The 16,854-nt window shown below is 68.1% G+C and carries 16 protein-coding genes; 4 read left to right on the plus strand and 12 right to left on the minus strand.

Annotation, left to right across the window (positions count from 1 at the left end):
- The first annotated feature begins 1 nt into the window (after position 1).
- Complete coding sequence (gene kefC / locus AB4Z48_RS06335) at positions 2-1,825, plus strand: glutathione-regulated potassium-efflux system protein KefC (RefSeq protein WP_441613028.1); 1,824 nt, start codon at positions 2-4, stop codon at positions 1,823-1,825.
- A gap of 22 nt (positions 1,826-1,847) precedes the next feature.
- Here the strand turns inward: kefC and AB4Z48_RS06340 are convergent, their stop codons facing one another.
- From AB4Z48_RS06340 to AB4Z48_RS06375, 8 genes are all read right to left on the minus strand, one after another.
- Positions 1,848-2,486 (minus strand): TetR/AcrR family transcriptional regulator, encoded by a 639-nt coding sequence (locus AB4Z48_RS06340; RefSeq protein ID WP_441613029.1) that lies wholly within the window; start codon positions 2,484-2,486, stop codon positions 1,848-1,850.
- A 70-nt stretch (positions 2,487-2,556) separates the two neighbouring features.
- On the minus strand, positions 2,557-3,351 hold the full coding sequence (locus AB4Z48_RS06345) for a DUF1835 domain-containing protein (protein WP_441613030.1): 795 nt from the start codon (positions 3,349-3,351) through the stop codon (positions 2,557-2,559).
- Between the two features lie 93 nt (positions 3,352-3,444).
- Complete coding sequence (gene paaE / locus AB4Z48_RS06350) at positions 3,445-4,536, minus strand: 1,2-phenylacetyl-CoA epoxidase subunit PaaE (RefSeq protein ID WP_441613031.1); 1,092 nt, start codon at positions 4,534-4,536, stop codon at positions 3,445-3,447.
- 28 nt (positions 4,537-4,564) lie between these two features.
- Positions 4,565-5,125: a 1,2-phenylacetyl-CoA epoxidase subunit PaaD gene (paaD, locus tag AB4Z48_RS06355; protein WP_441613032.1), complete on the minus strand. Its 561-nt coding sequence runs from the start codon at positions 5,123-5,125 to the stop codon at positions 4,565-4,567.
- Between the two features lie 5 nt (positions 5,126-5,130).
- Positions 5,131-5,985 (minus strand): 1,2-phenylacetyl-CoA epoxidase subunit PaaC, encoded by an 855-nt coding sequence (gene paaC / locus AB4Z48_RS06360; protein WP_441613033.1) that lies wholly within the window; start codon positions 5,983-5,985, stop codon positions 5,131-5,133.
- A 12-nt stretch (positions 5,986-5,997) separates the two neighbouring features.
- Positions 5,998-6,312: a 1,2-phenylacetyl-CoA epoxidase subunit PaaB gene (paaB, locus tag AB4Z48_RS06365; protein ID WP_441613034.1), complete on the minus strand. Its 315-nt coding sequence runs from the start codon at positions 6,310-6,312 to the stop codon at positions 5,998-6,000.
- Positions 6,313-6,338: 26 nt separating this feature from the next.
- Positions 6,339-7,358 carry a 1,2-phenylacetyl-CoA epoxidase subunit PaaA gene (gene paaA, locus AB4Z48_RS06370; protein ID WP_441613035.1) on the minus strand — a complete coding sequence of 340 codons (1,020 nt, stop codon included), beginning with the start codon at positions 7,356-7,358 and terminating at the stop codon, positions 6,339-6,341.
- A 167-nt stretch (positions 7,359-7,525) separates the two neighbouring features.
- Entirely contained in the window at positions 7,526-9,094 is a 1,569-nt protein-coding gene (locus tag AB4Z48_RS06375) for a tetratricopeptide repeat protein (protein WP_441613036.1), read from the minus strand.
- A 193-nt stretch (positions 9,095-9,287) separates the two neighbouring features.
- Between AB4Z48_RS06375 and AB4Z48_RS06380 the strand changes: the two genes are divergently transcribed.
- Positions 9,288-10,133, plus strand: a complete 846-nt coding sequence (locus tag AB4Z48_RS06380; RefSeq protein WP_441613037.1) for a L,D-transpeptidase — start codon at positions 9,288-9,290, stop codon at positions 10,131-10,133.
- Positions 10,134-10,194: 61 nt separating this feature from the next.
- Here the strand turns inward: AB4Z48_RS06380 and AB4Z48_RS06385 are convergent, their stop codons facing one another.
- From AB4Z48_RS06385 to AB4Z48_RS06395, 3 genes are all read right to left on the minus strand, one after another.
- The gene (locus AB4Z48_RS06385) at positions 10,195-10,473 is read right to left on the minus strand and encodes a DUF1488 domain-containing protein (RefSeq protein WP_441613038.1); all 279 of its coding nucleotides are present in this window, start codon (positions 10,471-10,473) and stop codon (positions 10,195-10,197) included.
- A gap of 90 nt (positions 10,474-10,563) precedes the next feature.
- Complete coding sequence (locus AB4Z48_RS06390) at positions 10,564-12,699, minus strand: FUSC family protein (RefSeq protein ID WP_441613039.1); 2,136 nt, start codon at positions 12,697-12,699, stop codon at positions 10,564-10,566.
- Positions 12,700-13,194: 495 nt separating this feature from the next.
- Positions 13,195-14,442 carry a nucleoside recognition domain-containing protein gene (locus AB4Z48_RS06395; protein WP_441613040.1) on the minus strand — a complete coding sequence of 416 codons (1,248 nt, stop codon included), beginning with the start codon at positions 14,440-14,442 and terminating at the stop codon, positions 13,195-13,197.
- 295 nt (positions 14,443-14,737) lie between these two features.
- Between AB4Z48_RS06395 and AB4Z48_RS06400 the strand changes: the two genes are divergently transcribed.
- Positions 14,738-15,520, plus strand: a complete 783-nt coding sequence (locus tag AB4Z48_RS06400; RefSeq protein WP_441613041.1) for a GntR family transcriptional regulator — start codon at positions 14,738-14,740, stop codon at positions 15,518-15,520.
- A gap of 216 nt (positions 15,521-15,736) precedes the next feature.
- The gene (locus AB4Z48_RS06405; RefSeq protein ID WP_441613042.1) at positions 15,737-15,907 is read left to right on the plus strand and encodes a hypothetical protein; all 171 of its coding nucleotides are present in this window, start codon (positions 15,737-15,739) and stop codon (positions 15,905-15,907) included.
- Positions 15,908-15,926: 19 nt separating this feature from the next.
- On the opposite strand, the gene AB4Z48_RS06410 is transcribed toward AB4Z48_RS06405, so the two are convergent.
- The gene (locus AB4Z48_RS06410; RefSeq protein WP_441613043.1) at positions 15,927-16,322 is read right to left on the minus strand and encodes a DUF488 domain-containing protein; all 396 of its coding nucleotides are present in this window, start codon (positions 16,320-16,322) and stop codon (positions 15,927-15,929) included.
- Positions 16,323-16,854: the final 532 nt, after the last annotated feature.

The raw sequence follows: 16,854 nt of genomic DNA on the forward strand, positions 1-16,854 counted from the left end.
CATGGATCAACACGATTTCCTGGTGGCGCTGGTGGTCTTCCTGGTCGCCGCGGTGGTGGCTGTGCCGGTGGCCCGCCGCTTCGGTCTGGGCGCGGTGCTGGGCTACCTGCTGGCCGGCGTGGCGATCGGCCCGTGGGCGTTGCGCCTGGTCACCAATGTCGAATCCATCCTGCATTTCTCCGAGTTCGGCGTGGTGCTGATGATGTTCGTGATCGGGCTGGAGCTGGAGCCAAAGAAGCTGTGGGAGCTGCGCCGCGTGATCTTCGGCTATGGCGGCGGCCAGATGGCGGCCTGCGCGGTGCTGATCGGCGGCGTCGCCTCGCTGGTGGGGGCGCCGTGGCAGGTGGCGCTGGTGGCCGGGCTCGGGCTGGCGCTGTCGTCCACCGCCATCGCGCTGGCCACGCTGACCGAGCGCAACCTGTTCGGCACGCCGGCGGGCGCCGCCAGCTTCGGCATCCTGCTGTTCCAGGACATCGCCGCGATTCCGATGATCGCGCTGCTGCCGCTGCTTGCCGCCGGCGGTGCCGAGGCCGGGGCAGCCGGCGCGTCCGGCACGGCGGGCTGGCTGGGCGCCGCCAAGGCGGTGGGCGTGATCGGTGCCGTGATCGTGGGCGGGCGCTACCTGGTGCGCCCGGCGCTGCGTTTCATCGCGCGCACCGACATGCGCGAGATGTTCACCGCCTTCGCGCTGCTGCTGGTGGTGGGCATTGCGCTGATGATGGACGCCGTGGGCCTGTCGATGGCGCTGGGTACCTTCCTGGCCGGCGTGCTGCTGGCGGACTCCGAGTACCGGCATGCGCTCGAGGCCGACCTGGAGCCGTTCAAGGGCCTGCTGCTGGGGATGTTCTTCATGGCGGTGGGCATGTCGATCGACTTCGGCGTGCTGATGCAGGCGCCGGGCACGGTGGTGGCGCTGGTGGCCGGCCTCGTGCTGTTGAAGACCGTGGTGCTGGCCGTGCTGGCGCCGCGCTTCGGCATCGCGCACGGCCAGCGCCTGTTGTTCGCCTTGCTGATCTCGCAGGGCGGCGAGTTCGCCTTCGTGGTGTTCGGCGTGGCCGGCGGCGCCGGCTTGCTGCCGGCGCGCACCGAGGCCCTGCTGGTGCTGGTGGTGGCGCTGTCGATGGTGGTCACGCCGCTGTTGCTGCTGGCTTACGACCGCCTGGTGGCACCGCGGCTGGCGCGCCTGGCGCGGCGCCCTGACGATGTGATCGCGCCGCAGGACAACCCGGTGCTGATTGCCGGCTTCGGCCGCTTCGGCCAGATCATCGGCCGCCTGCTCTATGCGCAAGGCATCGGCGTCACCGTGCTGGACCACGATCCCGACCAGATCGAATTCTTGCGGCAGTACGATTTCAAGGTGTTCTATGGCGACGCCACGCGCATGGACCTGCTCGAGTCGGCCGGTGCCGAGCGCGCGCGCATCCTGGTGGTGGCCATCGACGGCATGGAAGAGAGCCTGGCCCTGATCGACAAAGTGCGCGAGCGCTTCCCGCATCTGCGCATCTACGCGCGGGCGCGGCACGTATCGCATATCTACCAGCTCAAGGACCGCGGCGTGGAGCTGTTCGAGCGCGAGCTGTTCGAGGGATCGCTGCGGCTGGGGCGGCACGTGCTCGAGGGGCTGGGCTACGACCCGGTCCAGGCGCGCTCGGTGGCGTTGCGCTTTCGCCGCCACAATATCGCGGCCATCGATCGCTTCTACCCGCATTACACGGACCAGAAGAAGCTGGTTTCGCTGGCGCGCCAGGCGCGCGACGAGCTGCAGGAGATGTTCCGCCAGGACCGCGACCAGCGCCGCCGCAAGGAGGAAGAGGACTGGTCCTGAGGGGGCGGCGGCCGCCCGGACGCTACGCTACGCCGCGCGCCGAAGGGGCGGCGGCCGCGGGCGCGCCCGGCAGGCCGCCAGCCAGCAGGTCGATCACCATCTCGGCGAACTCCGCGTAGGACAGCTTGCCGCCCGGCTTGAGCCACGTGAAGGTCCAGTTGATCATGCCGAACACCGTCATGGTGAGGGCGGCCTGGTTGTCGTGGGTGACGCGCTCCGGGTAGGCGCGGCGCAGCTGGCGCGAGAAGGCGGCCACCACGTCGCGCTCGCGCCGGAGGATCTGGTCGCGCTGCTCGTCGGCCAGGAACTTGACGTCGTTGATCAGGGCGACATGGCGGGTTTGCGAGGTTTCGTACTCGGCCAGGAAGGCGCGGATCAGGTTGGCGAAGGTCTCCTGCTCGCTGCGTCCCCGGCGTCCGGCCTCCGCCTCGACCTCGGTCACGATCAGCATCAGCCGGCGCGTGTAGCGGTCGAGCAGGTCGAACAGGATCGCTTCCTTGCTCTCGTAGTAGTGATAGAGGCGCGCCTTGGAGGTGCCGCAGGCGGCGGCCAGGTCGGCCATTGAGGTGCTGGGATAGCTGCTGGCGGCAAAAGCGGCGGCAGCCAGGTCCAGGATCTGCTCGCGCTGCGCCTCGAAATCGGGTGCCTTGGTACGGGCCATGTAAACGTCCGCTTATTTCCGATTATTTCCGCTTGTTTCAGCTTGATTCTGCTGTTCCCGGCTTGCCGGCCTATTCGCCGCTGGCGGACAGGTTGCGGCGCAGCTCGCAGGTCTGCAGTGATTCGGCATTGCCGCGCAGCACCAGCTGGCCGGCGCCGATCAGCTCCCGGCAGCGCCAGAACACGAACCAGTCGCTGGCCAGCAGCCCTTCGATGGCCCCCATCACGGCGCCCACCACTTGCGCGGCCGGCGCCCATTCCAGCGGCGCGCGCTCCAGGATCACCTCATCCACCGTGTGGTACGCGGCGGGCACCAGCGTGTTGCCCTTCCACAGGCGCACGTCGGCGTTCTCCTTGACGTTCTGCTGCCACTCGTAGCCAAGCCGGCCGAGGCGCAGCACCGAAACCGGGGCGATCGTGGAAAAGCGCCGCGCAAGGCGCGCCGCGGGATACATGCCGATGGCGGCCAGGTTGCCGCGCGCGGGGATTTCCAGTTCGCGCAGGTCCATCGCGACTTCGTTGATGCGCTGGGGGGACTGGTAGAGATGGAACACCACCCGGCGCAGCATCAGCTGGTCGGACGCGCTCTGGCCATGCCAGAGCGCGATCTCCAGTTCTTCCTTGCGCAGGCCGTGCAGCTGGGTGAGCGCGTGCTGCATCTCGGCGGCGAAGTCGATGTCGCTGCGCGGCGCCACGCGCTGCCAGAAGCCGGAGCGGACGAGGCCGCTGCTGTCGACGTCGGCGATCGGGCCGACGGCAAGGTCGTCGCGCAGCACGACGACCGGGTCGGGCCGGGCGGCCTGGGCGAGGGCTTGCCGTAGCGTGTTGCCCGCTACGTCACCGTTGACGACATGGATGTATTGCATGGGCGTGATTGTATATGGATGCGTGGCGCGGCTGCTTCCATTTTAATCACGCGGTTGCGCCGCTTGCGGCGCGCCGCCGGAGCCCGGCGCTGCTCAGCGTTCGTCGTAGCTCACCACCACGCGCCCGGTGACGGCGCGGGCCTGGCAGGTCAGCACGAAGCCCTTTTCCATCTCCCACGGTTCGAGCGTGTAGTTTTTCGCCATCTCGACCTGCCCCTCGAGCACTTTGGCGCGGCAGGTACAGCAGACGCCGCCCTTGCACGCGTAGGGCAGGTCCAGCCCGGCCGCCAGCGCGGTGTCAAGCACATTGGCATTGGCCATCGGCAGGCGCATGGCGTGCTGCTTGCCGTCGAGCACCACCACCAGTTCCGCCGTGCCGGCATGGCTGGCTTGGTCCGCGCGCGCAGCCGGGCGCGGCGCCTGCGCCACTGGCACGCCGAAACGCTCGGCATGGATGCGGTGGGGGTCGAGGCCGGCCGCCTTGAGCGCGGCCTCGACCTCGTCGATCATCGAGGCCGGCCCGCACACGAAGGCGGCGTCGATGTCGCCGACAGGCAGCAGGGATTCGAGGAATGCGCCCACGCGGGCGCGGTCCAGGCGCCCGTGCAGCAGGTCCACTTCCTGCGGCTGGCGCGACAGCACGTGATGGAGCGTGAAGCGCGCCAGGTACTGGTTCTTCAGGTCCTCGAGCGCTTCGGAAAAGATGATGCTGTCGACGCTGCGGTTGCCGTACACCAGCGTGAACCGGCTGTTCGCCTCGGTGGCCAGCGTGGTGCGGATCAGCGACAGCACCGGCGTGATGCCGCTGCCGGCGGCAAAGGCGACGTAGTGGCGGCTAGCATCGCTTTCCAGCGGCACATGGAAGCGGCCGTCGGGCGTCATCACGTCGAGCACGTGGCCGGGTGCGAGGCCGTCGTGCAGATGCTGCGAGAACACGCCATGCTCCACGCGCTTGACCGCCACGCGCAATTCGCCGCGCTCGGCGTAGTCCTGCACGCCGCAGCAGATCGAGTACGAGCGGCGCAGGTCATTGCCGTCCACCGGCGCGCGCAGCGTGAGGAACTGGCCCTGCGTGAAGCGGTAGGCGTCGCGCAGCGCCGCGGGCACGTCGAAGGCGATGGAGATGGTGTCGGCGGTTTCGGTGCGGACCTGCGCCACGCGCAGCGGGTGGAACTGAGGGGTCATGGCAGCGTGGGCCGGCGACGCCAGCGCATCAATAGGGTTTGAAATAGTCGAAGGGTTCGCGGCAGTCCAGGCAGCGGTGCAGCGCCTTGCAGGCGGTCGAGGCGAAGCGCGCCAGCTGCTCGGTATGCAGGCTGCCGCAACGCGGGCAGGGTACCCGGTCCTGCCAGGCGGCCGGCGCCGCCGCGCGCGGCACGAAGCGCAGCGGCTGCGGCGTGGCGTGCGTGCCCTGCGCATCGTGGCAGCGCGTCGGCGGCGCGATGCCGTAGGCGCGCAGCTTGTCGCGGCCCCCGGCGCTGATCCAGTCGGTGGTCCAGGCCGGCGACAGCACCGTGCGGATGCGCCAGGGGCCCAGGCCCGCGGCATCGAGGGCGTGGCCGATATCCTCGGCGATCTGCGACATGGCGGGGCAGCCGGAGTAGGTCGGCGTGATGACCACTTCGATACTGCCGTCGCCGGCGACCACCACATCGCGCAGGATGCCGAGGTCGCGGATCGAGACCACCGGGATTTCCGGATCGGGCACGCCTTCCAGCGCATTCCATGCGAGCGTGGCGCGCGCTTGCGCGGCGGTGCCGGTGCCGGTGGCCATGGTGCTCACCACTGCGCGCCAGGGTGGGCGCGTGCCAGGCTTTGCAGTTCGCTCAGCAGGCGGCTCATGTGTTCCGAGTGCACGCCTTGCTTGCCGGTCGGGACGAAGCCGCCGGCAGCAGGCAGGGCGAGCGTCGCCGCCGCCACGGTCTCGTCCACCGTGGCCTGCCAGGCGGCGCGGCAATCCGCCGCCGGCACGCCCACGCCCGCAGCCGCGGCTTCATGCTCCACCGCATCGGTGGCGAAGCACTCGTTCATATAGGGCAGCAGGTGATCCAGCGCCTGCTGCGCGCGCGCATGGGAAAAGCCGGTACCGTCGCCCAGGCGCACGACCCAGCCGGCGGCATGGTGCAGGTGGTAGCGTGCCTCCTTGACCGACTTGGCCGCGATGGCCGCGAGCTCGGCATCACTGCTTGCCTGCAGGCGCGTCCACAGCTCCACCATCAGCGCGCTGTAGAGGAAGTTGCGCACGATGGTGACCGCGTAGTCGCGCTCTGCCGCGGCAGTGCCGGCCAGCGGGCCGGTGTGCGGCAGCTCCGTCAGCGTCCAGTTGCGGAAATCGCGCTCGGGGCGCCAGTAGGCGTAGTCGTCTTCCAGGCGCGCCGGGCCGGCCTGCCCGGCCAGCCGGCCCTCGAGCACGCCGGCGTGCGCGTAGAGCAGGCGCGCCTGGCCGATCAGGTCCAGGCTGATATTGGCGAGCGCGATGTCTTCTTCCAGCGCGGGACCGTGGCCGCACCACTCGGCGTTGCGCTGGCCGAGGATCAGGGCATTGTCGGCCAGGCGCAGGATGTACTGGAGCGTGGCGGGCAGGGCGGCGGTGGCCGGCGCGGCGGGCGGCGCAAGTGTCGGCATGCTGGTCATGGTGCCGGGCCCTTACATATGGTTGACTTCATCGGGCAGCTGGTAGAACGTCGGGTGCCGGTAGATCTTGTCGGCCATCGGGTCGAACAGCTCGGGCTTTTCGTCCGGCGCGCTCGCGGTGATGGCCACCGACGGGACCACCCAGATCGACACGCCCTCCTGGCGCCGCGTGTACACGTCGCGCGCCATGTGCAGCGCCTGCTGTGCATCGGCGGCGTGCAGGCTGCCGCAGTGCTTGTGCTCGAGTCCCTGCTTGCTGCGCACGAAGACTTCCCACAGCGGCCAATCTTTCCGCGCCCGGTCCTGGGTCGAAGTGTCTTGGGTCATGTTGCTTGTCTCCTCTGGCCTGCGGTTCAGGCCGCGCGCAGGGCGGCCTGTCCTGCATTCTGTTTCGCGGCATAGGCCAGCGCGGCCTCGCGCACCCAGGCGCCTTCGTCGTGCGCCTTCACGCGGGTGGCGAGGCGCTCCTTGTTGCAGGGGCCGTCACCGTTGATGACGCGCCAGAATTCGTCCCAGTCCAGCGGGCTGTAGTCGTGGCGGCCGCGCTCGGCGTTCCATCGCAGGCCCGGGTCGGGCAGCGTCACGCCCAGCACCTTGGCCTGCGCGACGGCGGCGTCGACGAATTTCTGGCGCAGGTCGTCATTGGAGATGCGCTTGATGCCCCAGGCCATGGTCTGGGCGCTGTTGGTGGATGCCGCATCGGGCGGCCCGAACATCATCAGCACCGGGAGCCACCAGCGGTCCACCGCGTCCTGCACCATCTCGCGCTGGGCGTCGGTGCCGCCCATCATCGCCAGCAGCGCGTCGAAACCCTGGCGCTGGTGGAAGGATTCTTCCTTGCAGATGCGGATCATGGCGCGCGCGTAGGGGCCATAGGAGCAGCGGCAAAGCGGGATCTGGTTCATGATCGCCGCGCCATCGACCAGCCAGCCGATCACGCCGACGTCGGCCCAGGTCAGGGTGGGGTAGTTGAAGATCGAGGAATACTTGGCACGGCCCGCGTGCAGCGCGTCGACCAGGTCGTCGCGCGAAGCGTCCAGCGTTTCCGCCGCCGAATAGAGATAGAGGCCGTGGCCGCCTTCGTCCTGCACTTTCGCCAGCAGGATGGCCTTGCGCTTGAGCGACGGAGCCCGGCTGATCCAGTTGCCTTCGGGCTGCATGCCGATGATCTCGGAATGCGCGTGCTGGGAGATCTGCCGCACCAGGGTCTTGCGGTAGGCCTCGGGCATCCAGTCCTGCGGCTCGATCTTGGCATCGGCCGCGATGCGGGTGTCGAAGGCTTCCTGCCTGGCCGCGTCCGGGGCGGCGCGCAGTCCGTCAGGCGTGGCCTGTGCGTTTACGCCGCCGGGAAGATCCAGACTCTGGGTGTACATAACGCCTCCTTTGACGGGGCCGCGCGTTTGTTGCTTTCATGGATTGGCAGCGGGTAGGAGCATTATATATAAACCGACTGGTCGGTCACTTTATCTGGGAATGGTGTTTTCCCGAGGCCCAGCGCGGCCGGCGTTTCACGTGAAGCACCGGCCGCAAGCACGCATATCTAGCCGCGCGGGTGAGCTTCTGGCAGGGCGGCAAGCGCAGCGCCAAGTTCGTCGAGCGGGCCGTTCCAGTCGCGCATCGCGGCCTGCCGGAACAGGCGCATGCCTGGGTACCAAGGCGAGTCCTTGCGCTCGAGCAGCCAGCGCCAGTCGGGCGAGAACGGCAGCAGCAGCCAGACCGGCTTGCCGAGCGCGCCGGCCAGGTGGGCGACGGCGGTGTCCACGCTGATGACCAGATCGAGGTTGTCGATCAGGGCGGCGGTGTCGGCGAAGCTGGCGATCTCGCCGGATACGTCCATGAGCTGCGGCAGGCTTTCAAGCGTGGCGCTGTCGGCGGCGCGCACGTCCTTTTGCAGCGAGACGAAGCTCGCATCGGCCGCGAGCAGGGGGCGCAGCTGGTCCAGCGCCAGCGAGCGGTTGCGGTCGTTGCGGTGCCAGGTGCTGCCGGACCAGACCAGGCCGATGCGTGGCCGGCGGCCGGCGGCGGAGTCCGCCTCCAGCCGGGCGCGCCAGGCTGCGCTGAGCGCGGGGTCGGCGTTGAGGTAAGGCGCGGGCGGAATGGTCGCCAGGCTGGTGCGGAAGGCCAGCGGCAGGCTCATCAAGGGGCAATGGCAGTCGAAGGCAGGCAGCTGGTCGCCTTCGGCGATCAGCTCCGCGACGCCGGGCAGGCCCTGCAGCAGCGGCACCAGCGCGGGCTGCACCTGCAGGATGACGCGCGCGCCCATGGCCGCGACGGCCGGCACGTAGCGGGCGAACTGGATGGTGTCGCCGAATCCCTGTTCGTTATGCAGCACGATGGTCTTGCCGGCCAGGCTGCCTTCGCCCAGCCAGGGCTTGCCCGGCAGGCGGTGCGCGGGCGTGCCGTCCAGCCAGCGCCATTCGTATTCGCGCCAGCCGTGATCGAAGACCCCCATCAGCAGATTGGTCTGGGCGCGGTTGCAACGCGCCAGCGCGTCGTTTGCGTCCAGCGTGACGGCCTTCTTGAAGTGGCGCATGGCTTCGTCGAAACGATGCAGGTCGCGCAGCGCCACGCCCAGGTTGACGTACCCGCCGGCGAAGTTGGGCCGCAGCTGGATGGCGCGCTGGTAGCAGTCGATCTCGTCGGCGAAGCGGTCGAGCTCGCTCAGCGCCTTGCCCTTGTTGTAGAGCGCTTCGAAGCTTCCCGGGCGCAGCTTCAGCGCGGCGTCGAACGCGGCGATGGCCGCAGATGCGTTGCCGGATGCCGCGAGCGACAGGCCGAGATCGTGGTGGGCTTCGAAAAAATAGCTGCGCAATGCCACTGCTTGCGAGAAGGCAGCGATCGCCGCCTCGTGTTCGCCCAGTTTCTGGCGCGCCACCGCCAGGTTGTAGTAGAGCTCCGGCGAGCCCGCACCCGCCTGCGCGGCGCTGTCGAGATGCGCCGCCGCGGCCCGGAAATCTCCCTGGTTGCCTGCGGCCAGCCCCAGCAGTTCCAGGGCGCCGCCGTGCCCGGGTTCCTGCGCAAGCAGGGCTTCGAGCGCCGCGCGGGCGCCGGCGAAATCACCCGCGGCGAGACGCTGGCGGGCTTGGTTGATGACTTGAGTCTGATCCATTGACAAACGCTGTGGCCGTGCGGCGTCGGGAAATCATGGCCGCGCCGGCAGTCTAAATATGGAGGCCGCTTCGCTACTGGCTTCGCCACGCCGGCTTCGCGCATGTGCCTTGACGCAGGGCAGTGCGCGAAGTCGGGCACGGGCGAATGATGATCGCAGCGGCCGGTGCAAGATCTTGTGCAAGGAGGCAATTATGCAATGCAGTCCCCATGACGGGCTTTTCGGCCCGTGCCTGCGCCACCGATTCGGCTGGCTGGCATTGTGGATATTGCTGGCCGCGCTGTCGCTCCTGCCCCAGGCCGCCAGCGCCAACAACGAGTTCGGTACCGTGCGGCAGGCGTTTGCCCGGCAGGTGCCGCACCGCCTCGAGCTGCCGGCCGCGCAGGCGCAACGGTATGCCGGCCTGCTGTCCTCGGCGCTGCAGGCTGTGGGGCACGACGCCGACGCCGGCGACTGGGTGGTGCTGGTCGACCGCAACCCGCGCGTACAGGCTGCCATGCTGTTCGCCCGGTCCGATGGCGATGCGCCCTGGCGGTGGGTGGGTTCGGCACCCACCTCGACCGGCAAGCCGGGCACCTTCGATCATTTCATCACGCCGCTCGGCGTGTTCGACCACAGCCTGGAGAACATGGATTTCCGCGCCGAGGGCACCGTCAACGAGAATGGCATCCGCGGCTATGGCGCGCGCGGCATGCGCGTCTATGACTTCGGCTGGGTCGATGCAGAGCGCGGCTGGGGCAAGGGCGGCGAAAGCCAGATGCGCCTGCAGATGCACGCGACCGATCCCGAACATCTCGAAGCGCGCCTCGGGCATCCGGCTTCGAAGGGTTGCGTGCGCATTCCTGCCGCCCTCAACCGGCTGATCGACCGCTTTGGCCTGATCGACGCCGACTACCTCGACGCCGTGGAGCGGGGCGATGCGCTCTGGGTTCTCGCGCCGGATCGCACACCGGTGTCGCGGCCGGGGCGCTATCTGGTGATCGTCGACTCGGGCGCGCGGGATCCGTCCGTCCCGGCAAGTGCAGTACGAGGCGAGTGATATCGCCGGCGGCGGCGTACTGGCGCCGGCGCAAGCGCAAGGCGGCAGCGCGCAGGCGCGCCTATCCTGCGAAGCGGATGTGCCCGCTGCGCAGCACGATCTCCCTGGCCTGGGTCAGTTCGAACAAGTCTTCGGCAATATGTTCGATGCGTTGCCGATGGCTGGTGAACGCACGCACCAGGTCTTCCTCGCGCGGAGAACGGGCGCCAAAGTGCGTCTCGAGCGCCTCGGCGGTAATGGAATACAGCGTGGGCTTGCCGTTCACGGTGGCGGGGCAGGAAAGCGTAAGACTGGCCGCACAGTAGGTGGGAACGCTGCGGGGAAACGAGATCTCGGGCATGGCGTGCCTCACACCGGTCGCTGAGGATGACACCATTCTAGGAGATCGCGCGGCCGAGCGACGCCGTGCGGCGCGTCGCCTTGACCGCCATCAACCGGGATGGGGCAAGTGCTGGCCGGCAACGGCAAGCCCGGCCGTCAACTGGCGCACGCTGGCGAGCGCCTCGTGCGCGGCCTCAGATTGCGCCGCGGCGAACGCGGCCTGCTCGAGCAGGAAGCGGTCCAGCGGTGCGGCGGTTCCGTGGTCCGCGGGACTGGCTAGGGGGCCTGCGCTTTCCCCGGGCCGCGCCGCCAGTGACGAAAGCCGCCCCGCCAGGGCCTGCAGCGTCGCCAGCGTGGCTGGTAGTGGTGCACCGGCGCCGCTCCCGGCAGCCAGCCCGGCGCGCACCACGCCGGCCAGCGCGGCCATGCGGCGTGAGGTGAGGTGAAGCCCGGCGTAGGCCGCAGCCAGTTCCGGCATCAGTTCCGCCTCCGCCTGCTGCAGCGTCAGCTCGGCCCGGGCGGACGCGCGGCCCGCGCCGATGCGCAGTGTTTCCAGGCGGGCCGCGGTCGGCGCGGGCGAGCGCGTGGGCGAAGTCGTGAACGCGCCGGCGCCCGCGAATGCCGCGCGCAGGTACGCGGCATTCGCGGCGAGTGCGTCGACGCCGTGGCGATGCACCCGCGAGAGCTCGGCGCGCGGTGCCAGCACGTAGTAACTGGCCAGCGCGATCAGGCAGCCAAGCGCGGTATCGATGCCGCGCAGCGCGGCGAAGTGGCTGCTGTCCGCCGCCGGGGCGCCCACCCATGAGAACAGGATGACAGCCGGCGTGAGGCAAAGGGCGAACAGCCCCGGGCTTCCGGCGAGCCGCAAGACATAGGCTGCCGCGAGACACGCTGCGCTGATCACCAGCGCCAGCGGCGCCGGCGGGTGGGCGAGGCCGATGGCGCAGGCCAGCAGCGCTCCCGCCAGCGAACCGGCAAAGCGCAGGAAGGAGATCCTGCGTGTGGTCTGCAGTTGCGGACTGAGCACCATGATGACGGTGACCGCTACCCAGTAGCCATGATCCACCCGCCACAGTTGTGCTGGCAGCAGGCTCAGGCTGCCGGCCAGCGCAAGCCGCACCGCATGGCGCGCCACGCGGGCGTCGCGGGCAGTGTGTTCGGCCAGGGCGGCACGCCAGCGCTGCCACCTTTGCCGGAACGTGTGACGCGGCCGGCGGTGCGCGCCATGCCAGGTGGCGAAGGCCGGGTAGCGGGCCAGGGCGCCCACCGCGGACTGGTACACGGCCGGCGCGTCGGCATTGGCCAGGGGCGCATGCAGGCGCCGCAACTCGCGGACCAGTGCGGCGCACAGCGAAGGCAGGTCAGGCGCGGGCCGGGCGAGGGCCTCGTCCACCTGCAAACGCATCTCGGCCACGCAGCGCTGCAGGTACTGGAGCGGCAGCGGGCTGACGTTGCCCTCGCCCGGGTCGCCTGCCGGCGCGCTGTCTGCGCGGCTGCGCAACTCGGCGGCGACGATCAGCAGGGCAAAAATGGCATCGGCCAGGCTGACGATATAGGCATAGCGCATCCGCCCCAGCGGATCGCGCAGGCTGCGGCGCGCGCGCACGGCCAGATGCGCGGCCTCGATCCGCTCGCGGATGTCGCGCTTGCTGGCAGCCGCATCGCCGACCGCTTCAGTGCCGGCCAGCGCCCCGGCAAGACGCGACAAGGCGCCGAACACCGCCATGACTTCCGCGCGCGGGCGCTGGTCGCGCGCGGACGGAATCAGCGCCAGGCTCACCAGGCAGGCAAACACGCCGCCGAGCAGGAATTCCTGGCTACGCTCGAACACGTGTACGGCCAGCGCGGCATCGCCGGCCGGCTGGAGGCATGCGGCGATCAGGATGACGTAGAGCAGCTTGGCGGGCAGGGCCGCGCCGGGCCCACGGGTCTCTGCCAGGCCAGCCGCGAGCCCGGCAATCCCGACCGCGGCGAGCGCCGCCCACGCAGACCCGGCGACGGCCACACCCACCGCGCACGCCACCGTGCCGCCCATGCCGACCGAACCCAGCGCCCTGAGCCGCTCGCCTGCGGTGCCGCCGCGGTCGGCGAGGCAGGTCCAGAGCGAGGCGGTGGCTGCCCACAAGTAGCCCGGCTGATCCGTGAGCCATCCCGCTCCGGCCAGGGCCAGGAACGAGAAAGCGTAGACCAGGCCTCTTTGCAGCATCGAGGCGTCGGGACGGGGCAGGTACGGCACGGAAAACATGTCGACAACTAAGTAAGGACGCCGGCGGATGCAAGCGATGGCTTGACTCTAGATCACCGTATGGTGCGTTGCAACATATCGTGTCATCTCGGGCGATTTGCACTGGGGAGGTGCGCCGCCGCATCGTCCCGGTGCGCGCAATCGCCAACCTGGCACGACGGTGGGGACGGGTTGGTTCCCGGCCGGTAATGCATTGGCGTTTCAGGGGGAAACGCAGGTGCGCGCCGAAAATCGGGCAAAAAAAACCCGCGCAGTTTCGTGCGCGGGCTGGAATCCACCGAGGTGGTGGAGGAGACAGACTCCACTATATACGATTTGTTGCGACGCACCAAGCGTCATATTGGCTGTGCGTGTCTGGCTTCACAAACATGTTGTTTGTGCACAACAAAGTAGCCGTTTACAACATCCGCCTCCACTTTTTCCTGATTTCACGCCCTGATTCCGTCGGCAATTTGCCGATGTGTTCGCGGCGTAGTGGCCGATGGGGGAATGCCCCTAGCGGAAGAACAGGTATGCAATGCCTACCGCGGCGCATAGCCCGGCAAGGTCGGCGAACAGGGCGCAGGCGAGCGCGTGCCGCGTATCGCGAATGTTGACGCTGCCGAAATAAACGGCAAGCACGTAGAAGGTAGTTTCGGTCGAGCCCTGGATGATCGCGGCCAGCTTGCCCTGGAACGAGGCGACGCCATAGGTGCTCATCACATCGATCATCAGGCCGCGCGCGCCGGCGCCGGAGAGGATCTTCATCAGGCCGACCGGCAGGGCCGGCACGAACGCCGTGTCCAGGCCCAGCCAGGCAAAGGCCGCGGTAAGTCCCCGCATCAGCACATCCATGCATCCGGTCACGCGGAACAGGCCGATCGCCACCAGGATTGCCACCAGGTAGGGAATGATCTGCACGGCCACGCCGAAGCCTTCCCTGGCGCCGTCGACGAAGGCGTCGTAGACGTTGATGCCGCGTACGGCGCCGCAGACCAGGAAGACGATGATCAATGTGATGATAAAGCCGCTACCGGCCAGCGCCGTGCCGGTGCTGACCTGCTCCGGCGGGGCATGACGCAGCCACAGGAACAGACCGCCGACCGCGGCCGCCAGCAAGCCCAGGGCGCCCAGCACCGCTGGCTTGAGCAGGTTGAGCCGCTGCGCCCAGGCCACCGCGAGCAGGCCGGCCACGCAGGAAACACAGGTGGCGAGGAGGGTGGGCAGGAAAATGTCGGCTGCGTTGAAGCCGGTCAGGCCCTGCTTGACGGCGATCGCTTGCCGCATCGCGATCACCGAGGTCGGGATCAGGGTCAGCCCGGCCGTGTTCAGGACGATGAACATGATCTGCGCATTGCTGGCCGTATCCGGGCGCGGATTCAACGATTGCAGCTCCCGCATGGCGTTCAGGCCGAGCGGCGTCGCTGCGTTGTCCAGGCCCAGCATATTGGCCGAGACGTTCATCATCATGGCGCCCTGGGCCGGATGGCCCTGCGGGACGCCCGGGAAGAAGTGGCGCAGCAGCGGGTTGACCGCGCGCGCGAAGACATCGACCACGCCGGCACGTTCTCCGATCCGCATGATGCCGAGCCAGAGGCTCATGACGCCAGCCAGCCCCAGGGAGATCTCGAATGCGGTGCGCGCGCTGTCGAACAGGCTCGTCAGCATGGCGGGGAAGACGCTGGTGTCTCCCATGGCCAGGCGGATGCAGGCGACGATGAAGGCAAGCAGGAAGAAGGACAGCCAGACGATATTCAGTGCCATCTGCGCATCGGAGGAGGGCGGGTTTGTGGAAAGTTCGGGCCCACGCATCATAGCGTGCCGGGCGAGCCATCCCGGCCACCGGGTGCTGCAGGGTGTCGCAATTGATCACGGGCAAGGACCGGGTGCGCCGCGGCGCGCAAAAACGGCGTTGCGCCGGTATACAATGCGGACAATATCGCCGCTGCGGCATCCTTTACAGGGCGCGCCGCGGTCCTTGATCCCTTTGACCCGTCCGCGACGGCTCGCATGCGCGGCCAGCCTGGCGACGGTGTCCTGCCGAGCAAAGCCAGAATCTATGTCCGACGCCCCTGGTACCGAACACGCTCACGCCGCTTCGGATTCCGCCGGCACCAGCCTTGGCGCCCAGCATTCGCCCCTGTTCGCCCTCGTCACCGATACCTTGCGGCAGCGCATCCTGGCCGGCGAGTACAACCAGGGTGACCGGCTGGTCGAAAACAAGCTTTCGACCGAACTCGGCGTGTCGCGTATCCCCGTGCGGGAAGCGCTGCGCGCCCTGGCCGCGGAAGGCCTGGTCCGCATCGAGCCGCGGCGCGGGGCTTCGGTGGCAACACTGTCGCCGAATATCGCCAAGGAAATGGTCGAGGTCCGGGCCACTCTGGAAGGGCTCAATGCCAAGCTGGCCGCCCAGCGGCGCGATCCCGGCCTGCTCGCGGAGCTCAACGAGGTCCTGCGCCAGGGGACCGAAGCGGCTGCCAGCGGCCGGTCCGAGCGCTTTGTCGAACTGAACTCCCACTTTCACGAGGTGCTTGGCAATATCGCCGCCAACAGCGTGCTCCAGGACATGGTGCGGACGCTGCGGGAGCGTACGGGTTTGCTGTTTGCGCCGGCCAATGTGACGCGTGCCCGCCAGAACTGGGAAGAACACGCGCAGATCCTTCAGGCCGTCATTGCCGGGGATGCCGATCTTGCGGCCCTGCTGGCGACCCGGCATGTCTATAGCGCGGCGAAGGCCGCGGAAGAGCTGGCGCAGGCGGAGAGCGGCGCACCTGACGTGGCCGGGGAGCGCACCGCCACCAGCCCGGCGAAGCGCAGCGGTCGCGTAGCGAGCGCCAGCTAGTCCCGGCTTGGTGGAGGATCTCGGCGCTTCCGGTATACGATATGCCGGATGCGGCACGAGCAGGCGGCCGGGCGCGAAGAGTGGTCCAGCCCTTGATTTCATTGTGCTATTGGCTGCCGGGATGCACCAGAACGGAGCCGTTGCCTGCCCCGTCATGACGCAGCGCACCAAATTTGGTATACTGTCAATCCTGATGAACCACAATAGGGATTGACCATGAGCTACCCGACGCCCTCCTATTTCCGGCAGTCGGTCGGAGAGCAGTTGCTGGCCCACTATGCCAGGCGCGACGCCGTGCGCCATTGCACGCCGCTGCTCCCCATTCAGTGGAGCGCGCTGCGCACGCTGTTCCGCCGGCAGTGCGCCGGCAGCCACAAGACGATCTGACTCGTCCCGCGCTTGGCGGCTACGCCATGGCCGCCCCTCTCTTTTCCAGCAGCGACCGCAATATCGAGCGGTGGCAGCGGCTTTCTTGCTCGCAGTAGCATCCAAGCGAAAAATTTGTCTGCCGTGACAGCGCGGCCAGCAGGTCCAGCGTCCGGCTAGCCTCGGGGCGGGCCATTTCCGCGCGAAAGTGCTTTTCGAACGCGCGCCAGGCCTTGTCGTCGCCGTCTGCCTGGATGGCTAGCGCCTGGGCAACGAGGTCCGCCGACGGCGAAAGCTCCGGGTACCAGACATCGTAGTAGTCGCGCGATGCGAACTCCGCCTTGGGTACGCCTCGGGGTGGCCGGCGCACGGTGCCAATCCGAAGTCCTTCGTCAGGCGCGCGTGGCGAGCCCAGTTTCACGATACGGATCGTCATTGCTGCATCTCCTTATATATAGAAGCACTGCGAACGTGAGTTGCGGCATCCCTGGGGGTGCCCCGACAGCACGATTCTGACTCGGTGCAGGGCCGCCGTGTGCCTTGAGAAATACTTTTTGCGCCGCAAGAAAATGATTTCAGAAAAGGCTTGCCAGGACCGTGGGCGGGCCTTAATATTCGCTCCCTCGCAACACGAAGCGCGGCTGCAAAGCAGACGGGACAAGGGTTGCGGGGTGAACGGGTGAGGTTGGCGGTGCGRAYAGCGCGGCGAACCGGAGCAAAAAAAGATTGCGAAACCTGTTGACGAAACGTAGAAAGTTCTTCATAATCTCGTTTCTCTGCTGCTGACAACAAAGCAGCGACGCGGTAAGCAAAGCGARYCGCGGCAAGTTCTTTAACAAACAAACAACCGATAAGTGTGGGCGCTTGATAGCGGATGCCCGGTGCGCAAGCAYYGGAGCTTACAAGTTATAAAGTGCTCGCACAGTAAAACATGTTCGGTTCTTCTTCGGGAGGATCGAGTCAGTTTT

The sequence above is a fragment of the Cupriavidus sp. 2TAF22 genome (assembly GCF_052115045.1).
In the GTDB taxonomy this organism is placed as follows: Bacteria; Pseudomonadota; Gammaproteobacteria; order Burkholderiales; family Burkholderiaceae; genus Cupriavidus.

Excerpts from the sequence above, each read along its gene's own strand:
- kefC (WP_441613028.1), top strand. The coding sequence starts at position 2 with ATGGATCAACACGATTTCCTGGTGGCGCTGGTGGTCTTCCTGGTCGCC.
- AB4Z48_RS06340 (WP_441613029.1), bottom strand. The coding sequence starts at position 2,486 with ATGGCCCGTACCAAGGCACCCGATTTCGAGGCGCAGCGCGAGCAGATC.
- AB4Z48_RS06345 (WP_441613030.1), bottom strand. The coding sequence starts at position 3,351 with ATGCAATACATCCATGTCGTCAACGGTGACGTAGCGGGCAACACGCTA.
- paaE (WP_441613031.1), bottom strand. The coding sequence starts at position 4,536 with ATGACCCCTCAGTTCCACCCGCTGCGCGTGGCGCAGGTCCGCACCGAA.
- paaD (WP_441613032.1), bottom strand. The coding sequence starts at position 5,125 with ATGGCCACCGGCACCGGCACCGCCGCGCAAGCGCGCGCCACGCTCGCA.
- paaC (WP_441613033.1), bottom strand. The coding sequence starts at position 5,985 with ATGACCAGCATGCCGACACTTGCGCCGCCCGCCGCGCCGGCCACCGCC.
- paaB (WP_441613034.1), bottom strand. The coding sequence starts at position 6,312 with ATGACCCAAGACACTTCGACCCAGGACCGGGCGCGGAAAGATTGGCCG.
- paaA (WP_441613035.1), bottom strand. The coding sequence starts at position 7,358 with ATGTACACCCAGAGTCTGGATCTTCCCGGCGGCGTAAACGCACAGGCC.
- AB4Z48_RS06375 (WP_441613036.1), bottom strand. The coding sequence starts at position 9,094 with ATGGATCAGACTCAAGTCATCAACCAAGCCCGCCAGCGTCTCGCCGCG.
- AB4Z48_RS06380 (WP_441613037.1), top strand. The coding sequence starts at position 9,288 with ATGCAATGCAGTCCCCATGACGGGCTTTTCGGCCCGTGCCTGCGCCAC.
- AB4Z48_RS06385 (WP_441613038.1), bottom strand. The coding sequence starts at position 10,473 with ATGCCCGAGATCTCGTTTCCCCGCAGCGTTCCCACCTACTGTGCGGCC.
- AB4Z48_RS06390 (WP_441613039.1), bottom strand. The coding sequence starts at position 12,699 with ATGTTTTCCGTGCCGTACCTGCCCCGTCCCGACGCCTCGATGCTGCAA.
- AB4Z48_RS06395 (WP_441613040.1), bottom strand. The coding sequence starts at position 14,442 with ATGGCACTGAATATCGTCTGGCTGTCCTTCTTCCTGCTTGCCTTCATC.
- AB4Z48_RS06400 (WP_441613041.1), top strand. The coding sequence starts at position 14,738 with ATGTCCGACGCCCCTGGTACCGAACACGCTCACGCCGCTTCGGATTCC.
- AB4Z48_RS06405 (WP_441613042.1), top strand. The coding sequence starts at position 15,737 with ATGAGCTACCCGACGCCCTCCTATTTCCGGCAGTCGGTCGGAGAGCAG.
- AB4Z48_RS06410 (WP_441613043.1), bottom strand. The coding sequence starts at position 16,322 with ATGACGATCCGTATCGTGAAACTGGGCTCGCCACGCGCGCCTGACGAA.